This window comes from Nocardia jejuensis NBRC 103114, assembly GCF_001613145.1.
Classification (GTDB): domain Bacteria; phylum Actinomycetota; class Actinomycetes; order Mycobacteriales; family Mycobacteriaceae; genus Nocardia; species Nocardia jejuensis.
In genome coordinates, this window is the sequence record NZ_BDBU01000042.1 from 118,085 (window position 1) to 135,917 (window position 17,833).

The 17,833-nt window shown below is 65.5% G+C and carries 11 protein-coding genes; all 11 read right to left on the minus strand.

Annotation, left to right across the window (positions count from 1 at the left end; genetic code table 11):
* Window positions 1-93: 93 nt before the first annotated feature.
* The 11 genes from NJ1_RS28730 to NJ1_RS28780 all read right to left on the minus strand — a co-directional run bounded on the left by NJ1_RS28730 (window position 94) and on the right by NJ1_RS28780 (window position 17,833).
* Complete coding sequence (locus NJ1_RS28730; RefSeq protein ID WP_067700035.1) at window positions 94-4,047, minus strand: DNA-directed RNA polymerase subunit beta'; 3,954 nt, start codon at window positions 4,045-4,047, stop codon at window positions 94-96.
* Between the two features lie 145 nt (window positions 4,048-4,192).
* Window positions 4,193-7,678 carry a DNA-directed RNA polymerase subunit beta gene (gene rpoB, locus NJ1_RS28735; protein WP_067700039.1) on the minus strand — a complete coding sequence of 1,162 codons (3,486 nt, stop codon included), beginning with the start codon at window positions 7,676-7,678 and terminating at the stop codon, window positions 4,193-4,195.
* Window positions 7,679-8,156: 478 nt separating this feature from the next.
* Entirely contained in the window at window positions 8,157-8,879 is a 723-nt protein-coding gene (locus NJ1_RS28740) for a hypothetical protein (protein ID WP_067700042.1), read from the minus strand.
* Between the two features lie 13 nt (window positions 8,880-8,892).
* Window positions 8,893-9,783, minus strand: a complete 891-nt coding sequence (locus NJ1_RS28745) for a hypothetical protein (RefSeq protein WP_067700045.1) — start codon at window positions 9,781-9,783, stop codon at window positions 8,893-8,895.
* Between the two features lie 31 nt (window positions 9,784-9,814).
* Window positions 9,815-11,053 carry an MCE family protein gene (locus tag NJ1_RS28750; RefSeq protein ID WP_067700048.1) on the minus strand — a complete coding sequence of 413 codons (1,239 nt, stop codon included), beginning with the start codon at window positions 11,051-11,053 and terminating at the stop codon, window positions 9,815-9,817.
* Complete coding sequence (locus tag NJ1_RS28755; protein WP_067700051.1) at window positions 11,050-12,267, minus strand: MCE family protein; 1,218 nt, start codon at window positions 12,265-12,267, stop codon at window positions 11,050-11,052. The genes NJ1_RS28750 and NJ1_RS28755 overlap by 4 nt, the downstream gene beginning before the upstream one ends.
* On the minus strand, window positions 12,264-13,529 hold the full coding sequence (locus NJ1_RS28760) for an MCE family protein (RefSeq protein ID WP_157574298.1): 1,266 nt from the start codon (window positions 13,527-13,529) through the stop codon (window positions 12,264-12,266). Before NJ1_RS28760 ends, NJ1_RS28755 begins: the two co-directional genes overlap by 4 nt.
* Window positions 13,526-14,533, minus strand: a complete 1,008-nt coding sequence (locus NJ1_RS28765) for an MCE family protein (protein WP_067700057.1) — start codon at window positions 14,531-14,533, stop codon at window positions 13,526-13,528. The genes NJ1_RS28760 and NJ1_RS28765 overlap by 4 nt, the downstream gene beginning before the upstream one ends.
* On the minus strand, window positions 14,533-15,621 hold the full coding sequence (locus tag NJ1_RS28770; RefSeq protein WP_245717623.1) for an MCE family protein: 1,089 nt from the start codon (window positions 15,619-15,621) through the stop codon (window positions 14,533-14,535). The genes NJ1_RS28765 and NJ1_RS28770 overlap by 1 nt, the downstream gene beginning before the upstream one ends.
* Complete coding sequence (locus NJ1_RS28775; protein ID WP_067700060.1) at window positions 15,618-16,970, minus strand: MCE family protein; 1,353 nt, start codon at window positions 16,968-16,970, stop codon at window positions 15,618-15,620. The genes NJ1_RS28770 and NJ1_RS28775 overlap by 4 nt, the downstream gene beginning before the upstream one ends.
* A complete protein-coding gene (locus tag NJ1_RS28780) occupies window positions 16,967-17,833 on the minus strand; it encodes an MlaE family ABC transporter permease (protein WP_067700063.1) in 867 nt (288 codons plus the stop codon). The genes NJ1_RS28775 and NJ1_RS28780 overlap by 4 nt, the downstream gene beginning before the upstream one ends.

Consider the following 17,833-nt stretch of genomic DNA (forward strand, 5'->3'; position numbering starts at 1 on the left):
CGCCATGTGCATCGGAACGCTCGGCCCCGTGACGCGAAACGACCCCCGCTCCGAAAGGAGCGGGGGCCGAATGCGTTTGGCCTGACCAGCGGATCAGCGGTAGTCGCTGAAGCCGTAGTCGTCGAGCGGCACAGCGGCGCCGGTCGAGGTGCCGAAGCCGTCCGGGCTGTAGTAGCTGTCGTCGTAGGACGGGACAGCGTACGCGGCCTGGCGGGCCTCCTCGGTGGGCTGAACCTGGATGTTGCGGTAGCGGTTGATACCGGTACCGGCAGGGATCAGCTTGCCGATGATGACGTTTTCCTTCAGGCCGATCAGCTTGTCGGAACGGCAGTTGATGGCCGCGTCCGTCAGCACTCGGGTGGTCTCCTGGAAAGAGGCCGCCGAGAGCCACGAATCGGTGGCCAGCGACGCCTTGGTGATACCCATCAGGACCGGGCGACCCGACGCGGGCTCGGCCGCCTCGGACACCACGCGACGGTTCGAGTTCTCGAACTCCGAGCGCTCCACCAGCGAACCGGGGAGGAACTCGGTGGCACCCGAATCGATGATGGTGACGCGGCGCAGCATCTGACGGACGATGACCTCGATGTGCTTGTCGTGGATGGACACACCCTGCGACCGGTACACCTCCTGGACCTCGTGCACCAGGTGGATCTGCACCTGACGGGGACCCATCACGCGCAGCACCTCGTGCGGATCCGCCGAGCCCTCCAGCAGCTGCTGGCCGACCTCGACATGATCGCCGTCGGCGAGCAGGCGTTCGGAGCCGTCCTCGTGCTTGAACACACGCAGACGCTGACGCTTGGACAGCTTGTCGTAGACCACTTCGTCCGAACCGTCGTCCGGAATGATGGTGATCTTGTAGAAGCGGTCGTCGTCCTCCATGCGCACCCGGCCGGAGACCTCCGCGATGGGGGCCTTGCCCTTGGGCACACGAGCCTCGAAGAGCTCCTGCACGCGGGGCAGACCGCCGGTGATGTCATCGCCCGCGACACCACCCTGGTGGAAGGTACGCATCGTCAGCTGGGTACCGGGCTCACCGATGGACTGCGCGGCGACGATACCGACGGCCTCACCGATGTCGACCAGCTTGCCGGTCGCCATCGAGCGGCCGTAGCAGGTCGCACACACGCCGGTGCCGGTGGTGCAGGTCAGCACGGAGCGAACCTTCACCTCGGTGATACCGGCCTCGAGCAGCGTCTCGATGGTCGGGTCGCCGAGATCGTGACCCTTCTCCACCACGACGTTGCCCTTGGCGTCGAGCGCGTTCGAGGCCAGCGTACGAGCGTAGGTGCTGGTCTCCACGTGCGCGTCGCGGATCAGCGTGCCATCGGCCTGCTTCTCGGCGATCGCGACGATGATGCCGCGTTCGGTGCCACAGTCGGTCTCGCGCACGATGACGTCCTGCGACACGTCCACCAGACGACGGGTCAGGTAACCCGAGTCGGCGGTACGAAGCGCGGTGTCGGCCAGACCCTTACGAGCGCCGTGCGTGTTGATGAAGTACTCGAGAACGGTCAGGCCCTCACGGAACGAGGACTTGATCGGACGCGGGATGAACTCACCCTTCGGGTTCGTCACCAGGCCCTTCATACCGGCGAGGGTACGAGTCTGGGTGAAGTTACCCGTGGCGCCCGACTCGACGATCGTGATGATCGGGTTGTCCGGCGGGTAGTGCGCCCGCAGAGCCGTACCGACCTCTTCGGTCGCTTCCTGCCAGATCTTGACCAGGGCGTTGTTGCGCTCCTGGTGATCGAGGGCACCACGCTGGTACTTCTTCTCGATCGCGTCGGCCAGCGCCTCGTAGCGCTCCATGATCTCGGGCTTCTCTGGCGGAACCAGAACGTCCGACATGGAGACGGTGACGCCCGAACGCGTGGCCCAGTAGAAGCCGGCGTCCTTGAGCTTGTCGACCGTCTGCGCGACCACGATCATCGGGTAGCGCTCGGCGAGATCGTTGATGATCGTCGCCTGACGCTTCTTCGGCATCTGCTCGTTGATGAACGCGTAGTCCGCGGGCAGCAACTCGTTGAACAGCACGCGACCCAGGGTGGTCTCGGCGGTCCAGGCATCGCCTCGACGCCAGCCGTCCGGGAAGCGCTCCGCCTCGATGTCCTTCGGCGGACGCTGCTCGGTCAGCCGCACCTTGATGAGCGAACGCACGGTCAGCTCGTCGCGGTCGACGGCCATCTGCGCCTCGGAAGGCGAAGAGTAGACACCGAATTCGGCCGAATCCTTGGTGGAGGGACGGTACTCGCCCTTGGCGCCGTCCACGAGACGGGTCAGGTAGTACAGACCCGTCACCATGTCCAGACGCGGCATGGCCAGCGGTCGACCCGAGGCCGGCGACAGGATGTTGTTCGAGGACAGCATCAGGATGCGGGCCTCGGCCTGCGCCTCCGCGGACAGCGGAAGGTGCACGGCCATCTGGTCACCGTCGAAGTCGGCGTTGAACGCCTCACACACGAGCGGGTGCAGCTGGATGGCCTTGCCTTCGACCAGCAGCGGCTCGAAGGCCTGGATACCCAGGCGGTGCAGGGTGGGCGCGCGGTTCAGCAGCACCGGGTGCTCGGAGATGACCTCTTCCAGGACATCCCACACCTGAGCGCGCTGACGCTCGACCATCCGCTTGGCGGACTTGATGTTCTGCGCGTGGTTGAGATCCACCAGACGCTTCATGACGAACGGCTTGAACAGCTCGAGCGCCATCAGCTTCGGCAGACCACACTGGTGCAGCTTGAGCTGCGGACCGACCACGATGACCGAACGGCCCGAGTAGTCCACGCGCTTGCCGAGCAGGTTCTGACGGAAACGACCCTGCTTGCCCTTGAGCAGATCGCTCAGGGACTTCAGCGGGCGGTTACCCGGACCGGTGACCGGACGGCCACGACGACCGTTGTCGAACAGCGCGTCGACCGACTCCTGAAGCATGCGCTTCTCGTTGTTCACGATGATCTCGGGCGCACCCAGGTCGATCAGTCGCTTCAAACGGTTGTTGCGGTTGATCACGCGGCGGTACAGGTCGTTCAGGTCGGAGGTCGCGAAGCGGCCACCGTCGAGCTGAACCATCGGGCGCAGCTCCGGCGGGATCACCGGGACGGCGTCCAGCACCATGCCCATGGGCGAGTTGCCGTTCATCTGGAACGCGGCGACGACCTTGAGACGCTTCAGCGCGCGAAGCTTCTTCTGGCCCTTGCCCGACCGGATGGTCTCGCGCAGGTTCTCGGCCTCGGCCGGGATGTCGAAGGTCTCCATCAGCTTCTGGATCGCTTCCGCGCCCATGGCACCGGTGAAGTACTCGCCGTAGCGGTCCTGCAGCTCGCGGTAGATCAGCTCGTCGATGATCAGCTGCTTCTTGGACAGCTTGACGAACGTGGTCCAGATCTCGTCGAGACGATCCAGCTCACGCTGCGCACGGTCGCGCAGCTGACGCATCTCGCGCTCGCCGCCGTCCTTCACCTTGCGGCGGACGTCGGACTTGGCGCCCTCGGCCTCCAGCTCGGCGATATCGGCTTCGAGCTTCTGCGCGCGAGCCTCGAGGTCGGCGTCGCGGGTATCGGCGACCTGCTTCTTCTCGACCTCCATCTCGGCCTCGAGGGTGGACAGCTCGTTGTGACGGAGCTCCTCGTCCACCGAGGTGATGACGTAGGCGGCGAAGTAGATGATCTTCTCGAGATCCTTCGGCGCCAGGTCGAGCAGGTAGCCCAAACGCGACGGAACGCCCTTGAAGTACCAGATGTGCGTGACCGGAGCGGCCAGCTCGATGTGGCCCATCCGCTCACGACGCACCTTGGCGCGAGTGACCTCGACGCCACAGCGCTCACAGATGATGCCCTTGAAGCGCACGCGCTTGTACTTGCCGCAGTAGCACTCCCAGTCCCGGGTGGGACCGAAGATCTTCTCGCAGAACAAGCCATCCTTCTCCGGCTTGAGCGTGCGGTAGTTGATGGTCTCCGGCTTCTTCACCTCACCGAAAGACCAGTTCCGGATGTCTTCAGCGGAGGCCAGGCCGATCCGGAGTTCATCGAAGAAGTTTACGTCTAGCACGTAACTTCCTTTCCCCTGTTCGGGTTGAGTATGAGCAAAAGTTCGCTATATCCGTCTCGTAGCGACTGCTTACGGGTCGCTCGAAAAGGTCCGCCCGGGTGCGTGATTCGGTGACTACCGGATCACGCACCCGGACCGATCGCTCTTACTGCGCCAGGTCGTCGACCGTCGCAGCCTCGTTGCGGGACAGGTTGATGCCCAGGTTCGCCGCAGCGCGCTCCAGGTCCTCATCATCGCCATCGCGCATTTCGATCGCGGCGCCGTCCGAGGACAGCACCTCGACGTTCAGGCAGAGCGACTGAAGTTCCTTGAGCAGAACCTTGAACGACTCCGGAATGCCCGGCTCCGGGATGTTCTCGCCCTTGACGATGGCCTCGTAGACCTTCACGCGGCCGACCACGTCGTCGGACTTGATGGTGAGCAGTTCCTGCAGGGTGTAGGCGGCGCCGTAGGCCTGCATGGCCCAGCACTCCATTTCACCGAAGCGCTGACCACCGAACTGGGCCTTACCACCGAGGGGCTGCTGCGTGATCATCGAGTACGGACCCGTCGAACGCGCGTGGATCTTGTCGTCCACCAGGTGGTGCAGCTTCAGGATGTACATGTAGCCGACCGAGACCGGGTACGGGAACGGCTCGCCGGAGCGGCCGTCGAGCAGCACCGCCTTGCCGTTGTCGTCGATCATCTTCTCGCCGTCGCGGTTCGGAATCGTCGAACCGAGCAGGCCGGTCAGCTCTTCCTCGCGGGCACCGTCGAACACCGGGGTGGCGATGTTCGTATCAGCGGGCTGACCGAGCATCTCCTCCGGCAGGTTCTTGGCCCACTCGGGCGAACCCTCGACCTGCCAGCCGGTCTTGGCGATGTAACCCAGATGGGTTTCCAGCACCTGACCGATGTTCATACGACGCGGCACACCGTGGGTGTTCAGGATGATGTCGACCGGGGTGCCGTCCGGGAGGAACGGCATGTCTTCCTGCGGAAGGATCTTGCCGATGACACCCTTGTTGCCGTGCCGGCCGGCGAGCTTGTCGCCGTCCTGGATCTTGCGCTTCTGCGCCACGTAGACGCGCACCAGCTCGTTCACGCCGGGAGGCAGATCGTCGTCGTCGTCACGCGAGAACACGCGCACGCCGATGACCTTGCCGGACTCACCGTGGGGCACCTTGAGCGAGGTGTCGCGAACTTCGCGAGCCTTCTCACCGAAGATGGCGCGCAGCAGGCGCTCCTCGGGGGTCAGCTCGGTCTCGCCCTTCGGGGTGACCTTGCCGACCAGGATGTCGCCGTCACGGACCTCGGCGCCGATGCGGACGATGCCGCGCTCGTCGAGATCGGCCAGGACCTCGTCGGAGACGTTCGGGATGTCCCGGGTGATCTCCTCCGCGCCCAGCTTGGTGTCGCGCGCGTCGATTTCGTGCTCCTCGATGTGAATCGAGGTGAGCACGTCATCCTCCACGAGGCGCTGCGACAGGATGATCGCGTCCTCGTAGTTGTGGCCCTCCCACGGCATGATCGCCACGAGCAGGTTCTTGCCCAGGGCCATCTCACCGTTCTGGGTGCAGGGGCCGTCGGCGAGCACGTGACCGGTCTCCACGCGCATGCCCTCGTCCACGATCGGACGCTGGTTGGCGCAGGTGCCCTGGTTCGAGCGCTCGAACTTGCGCATGCGGTACGAGCGGCGGGTGCCGTCGTCGTGCATGACGGTGATGAAGTCGGCCGAAACCTCTTCCACCACACCGGGCTTCTGGTTGACCACGACGTCACCGGCATCGACGGCGGCGCGCAGCTCCATACCGGTGCCGACCAGCGGCGACTCGGAACGGACCAGCGGCACGGCCTGACGCTGCATGTTCGCGCCCATCAGGGCGCGGTTGGCGTCGTCGTGCTCGAGGAACGGAATCATGGCGGTCGCGACCGACACCATCTGGCGCGGGGAGACGTCCATGTAGTCGACCTCTTGCGCGTCGACGTATTCCATTTCCTCGTTGCCCTTGCGAGCGAGGACCTTCGGCTCGAGGAAGTTGCCGTCCGCGTCGACCGGCGAGTTCGCCTGGGCGCGGATGTGGCGGTCTTCCTCGTCAGCGGTGAGGTACTTGACCTCGTCGGTGACCTGGCCGTTGGCGACCCTGCGGTACGGGGTCTCGATGAAGCCGAACGGGTTGACCCGCGCGTACACCGACAGCGAACCGATCAGGCCGATGTTCGGGCCTTCCGGGGTCTCGATCGGGCACATGCGGCCGTAGTGCGACGGGTGGACGTCGCGAACTTCCAGACCGGCGCGCTCACGGGACAGACCACCCGGGCCCAGCGCCGACAGACGGCGCTTGTGGGTCAGACCCGAGAGCGGGTTGTTCTGGTCCATGAACTGCGACAGCTGCGAGGTTCCGAAGAACTCCTTGATCGCGGCCACGACGGGACGGATGTTGATCAGCGTCTGCGGCGTGATGGCCTCGACGTCCTGAGTGGTCATGCGCTCACGCACGACACGCTCCATACGCGAGAGACCGACCCGGATCTGGTTCTGGATCAGCTCGCCGACGGTACGCAGGCGACGGTTGCCGAAGTGGTCGATATCGTCCACGCCGACCGGCACCTCGGAGCCGCCGGGGGCGGTCATGGTGCGATCGCCCTGGTGCAGGCGCACCAGGTACTCGATGGTGGAGACGATGTCCTCGCGGGTGAGCACCGAATTGGTGATCGGCTCGCCGAGGTTCAGGCCCAGCTTCTTATTGACCTTGTAGCGGCCGACGCGGGCCAGGTCGTAGCGCTTCTCCTTGAAGAACAGGTTCTCCAGCAGGGTCTGCGCCGACTCCTTGGTCGGCGGCTCGCCCGGACGCAGCTTGCGGTAGATGTCCAGCAGGGCCTCGTCCTGGCCCGGAGTGCTGTCCTTCTCCAGGGTCGACATCATGATCTCGGAGAAGCCGAAGCGCTCCACGATCTCTTCCGACGTCAGGCCCAGAGCCTTCAGCAGCACGGTGACCGGCTGGCGGCGCTTGCGGTCGATGCGCACACCGACGGTGTCGCGCTTGTCGACGTCGAACTCGAGCCACGCGCCACGCGACGGGATCACCCGGACGCTGTGCAGCGTCTTCTCGGTGCTCTTGTCGATGGTGTCATCGAAGTACACGCCCGGCGAACGGACCAGCTGCGATACGACGACGCGCTCGGTGCCGTTGATGATGAACGTGCCCTTGTCGGTCATCATCGGGAAATCACCCATGAAGACCGTCTGAGACTTGATCTCACCGGTGTTGTTGTTGATGAATTCCGCGGTGACGAAGAGCGGCGCCGCGTAGGTCATGTCCTTGTCCTTGCACTCCTCGATGGAGGCCTTGACCTCTTCGAAGCGCGGGTCGGAGAAGGACAACGACATGGAACCGGAGAAGTCCTCGATCGGCGAGAGCTCCTCGAGCACCTCCTCGAGGCCACCCACCGGGCTGACGTCGCCGCGCGAAGACGCGAGCTCCCGCCATCCCGATGAACCGATCAGCCAGTTGAATGAATCGGTTTGTAGATCGAGAAGACCCGGGACCTCGAGAGGCTCCCTGATCTTCGCGAAAGACACCCGCTTCGGGGCTCCGGGGATACCGGCCTTGGTCTGGGTGGAGACTGCCAAGATGCGTCCTTCCAGCACCTCACGCGCGTCGCGTGGTGGTCCGCGACCGTCGCTTGTCTGCTACGAATTCCGCTGGTTACAGCCCGAACGAAACCCGAACAGCAAGCAACGGAAGTAACACCGGAAGGGTGAACTTTCGTGATGCGATCAAGGTATGGACAGGAGGCAGCCAGCGCAACGTCCAAAACTACACCCAAACCTACGGGGGTGTCAAAGTACCACCCGTGGCATGCCCGGGAGGGCTAACGCGCCGAAGCGTGTCCGCGGCGATGTCATCACCGTCCACCGACCGGTCTCTCGGCATTCGCTGGCTGCGTTCCGTAGAGCCCGCATCGGCGTCTGATCCCCTGTGACAGCCGCCGCTGTTGTGAATAGCGTGACGGGTCGGACGAAAGTCGTCAAGTGGCGGCACGAGTTGACAAACGCGAGATCGCCTGCCCCAGTACAAGATCACCGTACCGACTGGCCCTTATACGCGGTCCGGGCCGGTCACAGGTCACTTATCGGTGATCTCCGAGGCCAGCCAGCGACCGTCGACCTTCTCCATGTGCAGCAGGATCGGGCCCGAAACCAGCGGGGTCGGCTTGCCGTCCTGGACGGTGGCCACGTTGAGATTGACCAGCAGTTCGGCGCGGTCGTCGGTGAGCAGCGTCACCCCGATCGGATCGGTCTTCACCTGCGTATCGGTCTGGGCCTGCTTGATGCTGCTGACCACGGTGCCGATGTACTTGTCGAGGTCCTTGCGCATCTGCGTGGTCAGGACCGAGCCGACCTCGTCCTTCCACTTGTCGATGTCCTTGGCCTTGTAGCCGTAGAGCATCGTCAGCGCGTTGTCGCCGGCGGCCTTCACCTCGTCGGTGGCCTTGTTGTCGACGTAGGCGGCGTTGCCGTCGTCGACGCCCGGACCGAAGGCCGCGACCACGGCGAACACCGCGAGCAGCAGGGCCGCGACGCCGCACACGATGGCGGTCCGCCAGGTACGCCAGAACCGGCCGGGCGTGCGGGGTTCGACACCCGGCGCCTTCGCGGCGCCCTTGGTCGAGCTGGGGCCGCGCTGGGCGGTCGTACCGGGCCGCTGAGCCCGGGTGGTGGTCTCGGTGGTGCGGGTGCTGTCACCGGTGCGGAGGTCCGCGGCCGTGGTGCGCGACGCGGAACCGCGCGCGGCAGCCGGACGGCGCTTCGAGGTGACGCGATTGACGGGTGGGCGTCGGTTGGCCATGATCGCTCCCCTCCTAGTTGCCGGGCTGCTGGGTCTGCGGGGCGCCGGTCTGGGGCGCTCCGGTCTGGGGCGCCGTGCCCGAGCCGAGTTCGACCGGTTCGCCCAGGTTCTGGGCCTTCTCGGCCTTCCAGGTGCCGTCCTGTTTGACCAGGTCCAGCGTCCAGAGCTGCCGGAAGCTGGCGGGCTGGCCGCCGGGCCAGGTGCGGTTGATCTTCAGCACCGCGAAGGCGGAGGCGTGATCGAGCTCGCTGTTGAGCCCGGTCAGCGTGATGCCCTCGACCGAGGCGTCGATCCGGGTCTTGGAGTCCTGTGCGGTCTGCCGCAGCTGATCCTGGCCCGCGACCTGGTCTTTGAGCAGGTCACCGGTCATGGATGACCGGATGTTCGCCAGTGAGCCGTCGATATCGTCCGGATTGATGGACATCAGATTCACCGCGGCCTGACGGGCATCGGTGATCGCGGCGTCGCGAGCCTGGGCGCGCGGGCGGTCGTTCATCAGACCGCCGACGATCCAGGTGCCGCCGAACCAGGCGGCGGCCACCGCGGCGATGGCCAGCAGGGCGATCGAGCCCGCGGTCACCGCCTTACGGGTCTGCGATTCCGGCGAAACCGGTTCGCCCGCAGCAGCTTTCGCGGAGCGATCGGTTCCGGTCGACTTACCGGAGTCGGCGTCGTCACCGGATTTCTTCCGGCGCCCATCCGAATTCTTCGTAATCGCGACGGGTTTTTCACCGGTCGGGACATCGGAGACGGCGTCGGCGTCGCGCTCGACGGCGTCGGCGACACCCTCGGCGGCGCTCGCGGAACCAGTGGTGGGATCCGATGCAGGGGTCGTCTCGGGTGCCGGCTCACCGGCCGGTTGCCCGAGGCTCGCCCCCTGTTCGCTGTCCTTTTGCTGGCTCACGCCGCCACCATACTTTCCTCTCCGCGCGAGCTCACTTGGTGGTGACGCCCATGAGCGTCGCCAGCTGAGTCGCGACCGGGTTCAGATTGAGCTTCTCGGGATCCCGCTTCGGGGTGCTGTCCCACGGCTGCACGACGCTGGGATCGGCCAGTTCGGCGCGTTCACCACCGCGCACCGACGACTCACTGCCTTGCGGGGCAAGGCATTTCGCGTCGGTGTTGAACGGGAAGTCGTCGCGGGTGTCGTCGAAATTCGGGTTCTGCGCCTTCATCTGATCGATGATGCGCTGGGTGCCCTCGTAACCGATGGTGCAGGCGGGCGGGTTGTTGGTCTCGAGCACCAGGCCGAAGTGGGTGGTGCCGTCGCCGGGCGCGGTGGCCGAGCCACCGATGGACAGCAGCGGCAGCATCTGCAGCACCGGGCCGAGCGCGTAGAACTTCGGCGAGATGGTGTGCAGCAGCAGACGCAGGTTGGTCAGGTCCTGGGTCAGGGCCGGACCGCTCTCGTTCAGCAGGCGCTGCAGCTGATCGCCCGCCTCGGTGCCGGTGCCGATGAGCCGGCGGATATCCGGATCACTCGACTTGAGCTGAGCGGTCAGCTTGTCCAGGCCGTCGCTGAAGTTCCGGATCGCGGGGCCCTGCTCGGACTGGGTGCCCAGCACCGTGCGCGCCTGTTTGATCAGGGCGATGGTCTGCGGCAGCGCGTCCACGCCGGTGGCGGTGAACTTGTTCAGCGAGTCCAGCAGCACCTGCAGATCACCGCCGCGACCGTCCAGCGCCTTGCCCAGTTCGGTGACCGTGGTGCTCAGCGCCGCCAGATCGGTGGTGCTCGCGAAGTGATCGACGCTGCCGAGCAGATCCTCGACATGGATCGGCACCTGCGCGCCGTCGATGACCGAGCCGTCCTTCAGGTACGGCGAACCCGCGGCCGAGGGCTGCAGATCCATGTACTGCTCACCGATGGCCGAACGGTTGGCCACCACGGCCTTGGCGTTCGCGGGCACCTTCGGCGCACCGGAGTCCATGTCCAGGGTGACGATCACGCCGTCGGAGGTGATGTCCAGATCGCTGACCCGTCCGACCGGGACGCCGCGGTAGGTGACCTCGGCGCCCTTGGACAGATTGCCGGTCTCGGCCATCGTCACCTTGACCCGGTACAGGCCGAAGCCGAGCATATTGTCCACGCGCACGTACTTGGCGCCGACGAACGCGACGCCGAGCACGGCGATGATCACGAAGAAGATCAGCTGGTTGCGTACCAGACGGCTCATCGCGGACCACCCACTCCCAGCTGTTCGAGGATGGTTCCCAGGGGATCGGTCGGTCCGGGCTGCCCGGTCGGGCGCACCACGGTCGGCGGCAGCGGCAGCAGCGAGACGGTGGGCCAGCCACCGCGCGGGCCGTTGCCGTTGTAGTACGGGTTACTCGGATCGACCGGCACCTGATGGCCCGCGGGCGGCAGATACACCGGATCCGGTTTGCCCACACCGAGATTCGACAGCAGCGTGCCGACCTCGAGGTCCACCGCCAGCCAGGTGTTCACCTGACCGCCGAACGCGGACTTGATCGCCTCGTCCGGGAACGGGTACGTCGGGATCAGCGGGAACGCGGTCACCAGATCGTCCGCGGACTTGCCCAGTTCCTGCAGGGTCGGCCGCAGCGAGCTGAGGTCGGTGATCAGGTTGTCCTTGGAGTGGTTCAGCACGTCGAAACCGGCCTGGCCCACGCGATCCAGCTGCGCGAGCAGCGCGATCAGTTGCGGCCGTTGCTCGTTCAGGATCTTGATGCCCTGCGGCAGCTCGTCGAGCACCTTGCCGATCTGCTCGGTCTGCTGACCGACCCGGCTGCTGAGCTTGTCCAATCCGTCCAGGGCGCGGGTGATGTCGTTCACCTGGTCGTCGAGGCCACCGATCAGCGTGTTCGCCTGCTCGAGCAGTGAACGCACCTTGTTGTCGCGACCGTCCAGGGCCTTGTTCAGCTCCACCACGATGGGCTGCAACTGAGCCACGCCGCCGCCGTTGAGCAGCAGCGACAGGGCCCCGAGCACCTGCTCCACCTCGGTGGCGGTGCGGGTGTTCTCGACCCTGATCGTCGCGCCGTCTTTCAGGCGCGCCGCATCGGCATCGTTTGCGGGAGCGGACAATTGGATGAACTTCTCGCCGAGCAGGTTGGTCTGCTTCACCTCGGCCCGCGCGTTGGCGGGGAGGTCGACGTCGGAGTTCAGCACGGTCTCGACGCTGGCGGTCCAGCCGTCGGGGGTGAGCTTGATCTTGTCGACCCGCCCGACCGAGACGCCGTCCACCTTCACCGCCGACTGCGGGACCAGGTCCAGCACATCGGCGAACTGGATGTCGACCTTCATCGGGTGCGAGCCCACGTCGGGGCCGCCCGGCAGCGGGATGTCGGTCGCGCTGAATCCACAGCCCGAGGCGAGCACCACCACGGTCAGAGACGTGGCGGCGGCCGCGATTCGGATGATCCTCATCGCTGTCCACCCTCCTGCTGCGACGGCGGCTGCTGATCGGACGGCACGCCCGGGACGGTGCCCGGTGCGACATTGCGCTGTTCGTTCTCACCGCTGAGGATGCCGAACGGCAGCACCAGCGACGGCGTCTTCACGCCCGCGGTGAGCTGATCGGTGATGATCTTGCAGTTGTTCAGGATCGGCCCGAGCTGACGCGAGATGGCCTCGAACTTCTCATCACCCGGCCGCAGCTTGCCCAGGTCCAGCATCTTGCAGATGGCACCGAACGGGTCCTGCAGCTCGGTGATGTTGGGACGCATGTCCAGCGTGCCGGTCTCACCGTTGTGCACGTTGATCAGATTGCTCAGCGCGGTCGGGATGAGCGGCAGCGCCTTGGCCAGATCGTCGCGCTGATCGGCGAGGGTCTGGGTCAGCGAGGTCAGCGCTTCGGCGTTGGACTGCACCAGTTCCCGGTTGTTGTCCACGAACCGGGCCACGTCGCCGAGCGCGACCGACAGCAGGTTCAGCGCGTCGCCGAGGTTCTGCCGCTCACCGGACAGGAAGCCCGCGAGCGAGGACAGCTGGGAGTTGAATTCCCTTACCTGCGAGTCGTTCTCGGCCAGCATCTGCACGAACGCCTGCAGGTTCTTCACCGTGTCGAAGATGTCCGTGCGCGAATCCGACAGGGCCTTGGCCGCTTTGGACAGCTGTGTGAAGCTGTTGCCCAGCGCCTCGCCGTTGCCGGACAGGTTGTCCGAGGTGGTGCGCACGAGTTCGTTGAGCGCGCCGTCCTTGTTGGCTCCGTTGGGGCCCAGCGAATCGGCGAGTTCGGTGATGCTCTTGTACAGCCGGTCCACCTCGACCGGGGTGGCCGTGCGGTCCTTCGGGATGGTGGCCTCGCGCCCCATCTTCGGGCCGCCCCGGTAGGCCGGGGCCAGCTGGATGTACCGGTCCGACACCACGGACGGGGTGATCTGCGCGGCCTTGGCGTCGGCGGGGATGTCGTAGCGGCGGTCGACGGACATGACGACCTTGACCTGCTCGCCCTCCGGCGTCACCGAGTCCACATGTCCCACGGGCACGCCCAGGATGCGGACGTCCGAACCCTCGTAGATGCCGACGGACCTGTCGAAGTACGCGGTGATCGTGGTGGTGTTGAGCTTGCCCAACCCCCACCAGCCGAGCCCGGCGAGTACGACCGCCAGGACGACCACTGTCGCGATGATCTTGCTCTTGGGGCTGGAAGCCCGCAGAGCGGTGAGCGGATTCTTCGCCACAGTCAGCCTCCCATCTTTCGGATCGGCGGACGGTCACCCGGGATGTCCGGCAGGGCCGGCGGGATCAGGTTGGTGATCACCGCGTCGAACCAGCGGCCGTTGCCCAGCACGTTGGAGTACAGACCGTAGAAGGGCGCGGCCAGGGTCAGCGTCTTGGAGATGTCGGCCTGATGCGAGTTCAGGATGTCGATCGTCTTGTTCAGATCGGTCAGCGCCGGACCGATCTGCGCCTCGTTGTCCTGCACCAGCGCGGTCAGTTCCGCCGCAACGGTTTTCGCGCCCGAGAGCAGCTGCGAGATCGCGGTCTGGCGCACGTTCAGTTCGGCGAGCAGTTGCCCGCCGTTGCCGAGCAGCCGTTCGAATTCGGCATTGCGATCGGCCAGCACCTGCGAGGTCTTCTTGGTCGCGGCGAACAGCTTGACCAGCTGATCGTCCCGCTTGGCCAGCGACTCCGACAGGCGGCTCACGCCGTCGATGGAATTGCGGATCTCCGGCGCGGTGCCCGAGAACGCTTGCGAGAGCACCCGCATGCTCTGCGCGAGCTGATCGGTGTTGGTGTCCTCGACGCTCTTGGCGGCATCGCTGAAGGCGTCCACCACGTCGTACGGGGACACGGTGCGCGAGAGCGGGATCACCTTGTCCGGATTCGCGGGCTCGCTGCCCTTGGGATCCAGCGCCAGGTACTTCTGCCCGAGCAGCGTCTTGATCTGGATGGACGCGCTGGTCTCGTTGCCGATCCAGGCGTCCTTGGTGCGGAAGTCGACGAGCACCTTGTCACCGTCGAGCCGAACATCCTGCACCGCACCGACTTTCACGCCGGCGATGCGGACCTCGTTGCCCTTCTTCAGGCCGGCGGCCTCGGAGAATTCGGCGGTGTACTTGGTGCCGGCCCCGAGGATGGGCAGCTTGTCCAGGCTGAACGCGGACATGGTGATGAGCAGGACCATGAGCAGTCCCAGACCGCCCATGAACGCGGGACTGCGCTTGCCGAGCACTACGCGGTCGTCCATCAGCGGCCTCCCTTCCCATGGCAGCGCGGGGCCGGATTGGTGTAGATCGGCTGATTCACCGTCGGCATGTTCTGGATGGCCGGGGGCAGGTTCAGCTGCGGTGCGTCCGCGGTGCCCGGTCCGGCGATGATGTCGATGCCGCAGAGGTAGAACTGGAACCAAGAGCCGTACGAGGCGGCGCGGCCCAGCTTGTCCATCTTGATAGGCAGATTGGTCAGGCCCTCGTCGACCTCGTCCTTGCGGGCGTTGAGCGAGCCGGTCAGCTGGTTCAGGCCCGCGATGGCGCCCTGCAGGTTCGGCCGGACCGGAACCAGCAGGTCCGCGGTGGCCGAGGCCAGATCGCCCAGCGAGGAGACCGCCTGGCCGATGGTGCCGCGCTCGGCGTTCAGGCCGCTCACCAGCGCCTCGGTATTGACGATGAGCTGATCGAGCTGCCCGTCGCGCGCGTTCACCGCGTCCAGCACCGCATTGAGGTTCTTGACGACCTCACCGATCACGGCGTCCTTGTCGGCGATCTTGTTCGTCAGCGACGCGGTGTTCGACACCAGGTCCTTGATCGTGCCCGCCTCGCCCTGGAACACCTGAATGATGTTGTAGGACAGCTTGTTCACGTCATCGGGAGTCAATGTCTGGAACAGCGGCCGGAAGCCGTTGAACAGCTCGTTCAGATTCAGCGCCGGCTTGGTGCGCTCGAGCGGAATCGTCGCGCCCTTGTTCATCTTGCGACCCTGCTGACCGGTGCCCTGATCGAGCGCGATGTACCGCTGCCCCACCAGGTTCCGGTACTTGATGGTCGCGGTGGTCGACGCGGGCAGCGAATTGCGGTCCGTCAGTTCGAATTCCACGTTGGCCAGGTTCCGGTCCACGATGGACACCTTGGTCACCTTGCCGACGCGCACACCCGCGATGCGGACCTCGTCACCGTTGTTCAGCGAGGTCACATCGGAGAAACGGGCATTGAACTTGGTGCCGCCGCCGCCGTAGTTCGCGATCGTCAGCGCCAGCATGCCGGTCAGGAAGACCGTCACCACGATGAAGACGATCAGTTTGGTCAGCGTGCCGCCGAGGCCGCGCAGCAGATCCTTCATCGGATGCTCACCTCGCTGCCGCGGTAGGCCGGGGCCGCGATGCGGGTGACCCAGCTGGGCACGTCGTCGGGTGAAACGCCATAGGCCGCACCGTAGATGGCACCCAAAGCCTGCTGCTCCTGTGGGGATCCGGCGGTCGTGGACGGGTAGGGCCCGTACACCTTGTACTGCGGTTCGGGCTGCAGGCCGATGGCCTGATCACCCGGATTCCGGCTGGGCGGCTGGTAGGAGCCGTCGTTCCCGGAACCGTTCGTGTACTGGCCCGGGTCCACGGTCAGCGGGTACTCCGGGACGCACATCGCCCCGCGGGAATCGAACCAGCGCGGCTCGTCCTGGTTCGGGACGTAGCGGCCGCGCGGGTTCACGATCTCGACAGTCACGCGCGAACCCGGCAGATCGGTGCCCTTGCCGAAGATGTCGTCGATGCGCGGCTTGAGCTGCGCGAAGTTCTTCAGCGCGCAGGTGTAGCCGGGCGAGTACTTCGCCAGCGCCTCGAGCGCCGGACGCGAATCCGCGGCCACGTCGATGATGTTGTCGCGGTTGGCGAGCAGGAAGTCCGCGGTGGTCGAGGCGCTCGGGGTCAGCACCGCGAGCATGGTGTCGATCTGCGAACGCTTCTGCACGATGGTGGCGTTGGTGGTGCGCAGGTTGTCCAGCGCGTCCACCAGCTGCGGCGCGGCATCGCTGTAGATGTCGGCGAAATCGGCGAAGGTGCGCAGATCCTCCTGCAGCGTCGGCATTTCCGCGTTCACCTGCGTGAAGATGGTGTCGAGCCGGTCGATCGTCTTGCCGAGTTCCTCGCCCTGGCCCTGCAGCGCCTGCGAGACCGCGCCCAGCGTGGAGGCCAGATACTGCGGCGGGATCGCCTGCAGCAGCGGCATGATGTGATCGAGCAGCTGGCTGACCTCGATGGCGTGCCCGCTGGTGTCCTGATGCAGGGTGATGCCCTCGGTCAGGTGCCCGCTGGGCTGCTCCGGCCAGGTGAGATCGACGTAGCGCTCACCGAACAGGGTCTTGGGCAGCAGTCGCGCGGTGACGTTCGACGGAATCTTGTCCGCCTTGGCCGGGTCGATGGCCAGATCCAAGGTGACGTTCTTGCCGTCGTAGGTGCTCGAGCGCACCTCGCCGACATTGACCCCGCGCACCTTCACGTCGGCATTGCGGGTGAGCGCGTTGCCGACGGTATCGGTGATCAGATTGACCCGGACCGTATCGGTGAACTGCTTGTTGTAGATGGCGATGGTCGTATAGAGGAACAGCGCGACCAACACGAAAAAGAGCAGGCCGAGGGTGCGGTTCCGCAGTTTCTCGGTAGATCGCCAAAACTGCACCCGCTGCGTATTGCTCATCCGGCCACCCGCACCGTCGTCGTAGTGCCCCAGATCGCGAGGCTCAGGAAGAAGTCCAAGACGTTGATCAGCACGATCGCCGCACGCACGGCGCGACCCACGGCCACGCCGACACCGGCCGGACCGCCGGTGGCGTTATAGCCGTAATAGCAGTGCACGAGAATGATCACGAACGCGAAGACGAGCACTTTCACGAACGAATAGAGCACGTCTTCAGGTGGTAGGAAAAGACTGAAATAGTGGTCGTAGGAACCACTCGATTGTCCGTTGAAATAGATGCTGATCAATCGAGACGCGCCGTAGGTGCCCAGCAGGCCGACCACGTACAGCGGGATCACCGCGAGGAATCCGGCGATGACGCGGCTGCTCACCAGGAACGGCACCGACGGAATGGCCATCACCTCGAGCGCGTCGATCTCCTCGGAGATCCGCATCGCGCCGAGCTGGGCCGTGAATCCACAGCCGACCGTGGCCGAAAGCGCCAGCGCCGCAACGAGGGGCGCGAGTTCACGAGTGTTGATGTACCCGGTCAGGAAGCCGGTGAGCACACCGGAACCGAGGGCGTCCAGGGCCTTGAAGCCCTGCAGACCGACGACCACACCCACGGACGCCGACATGAACACGATGACGCCGATGGTGCCGCCGATGACGGCCAGCGCGCCCGAGCCGAAGGTCACCTCGGCCAGCAGCCGCATGACCTCCTTGCGGTAGTGCAGGAAGGTCCGCGGAATCCAGCCGATGGCCCGCGAATAGAAGGACATCTGGTCCCCGGCCTTGTCGACCAGGCTCACCGGGGCTCTGAACGCGCCGGTCACCCGGCGCGCCGACCGGGAGAGAACGGTGGAGCGCTGTGAAACGACCAT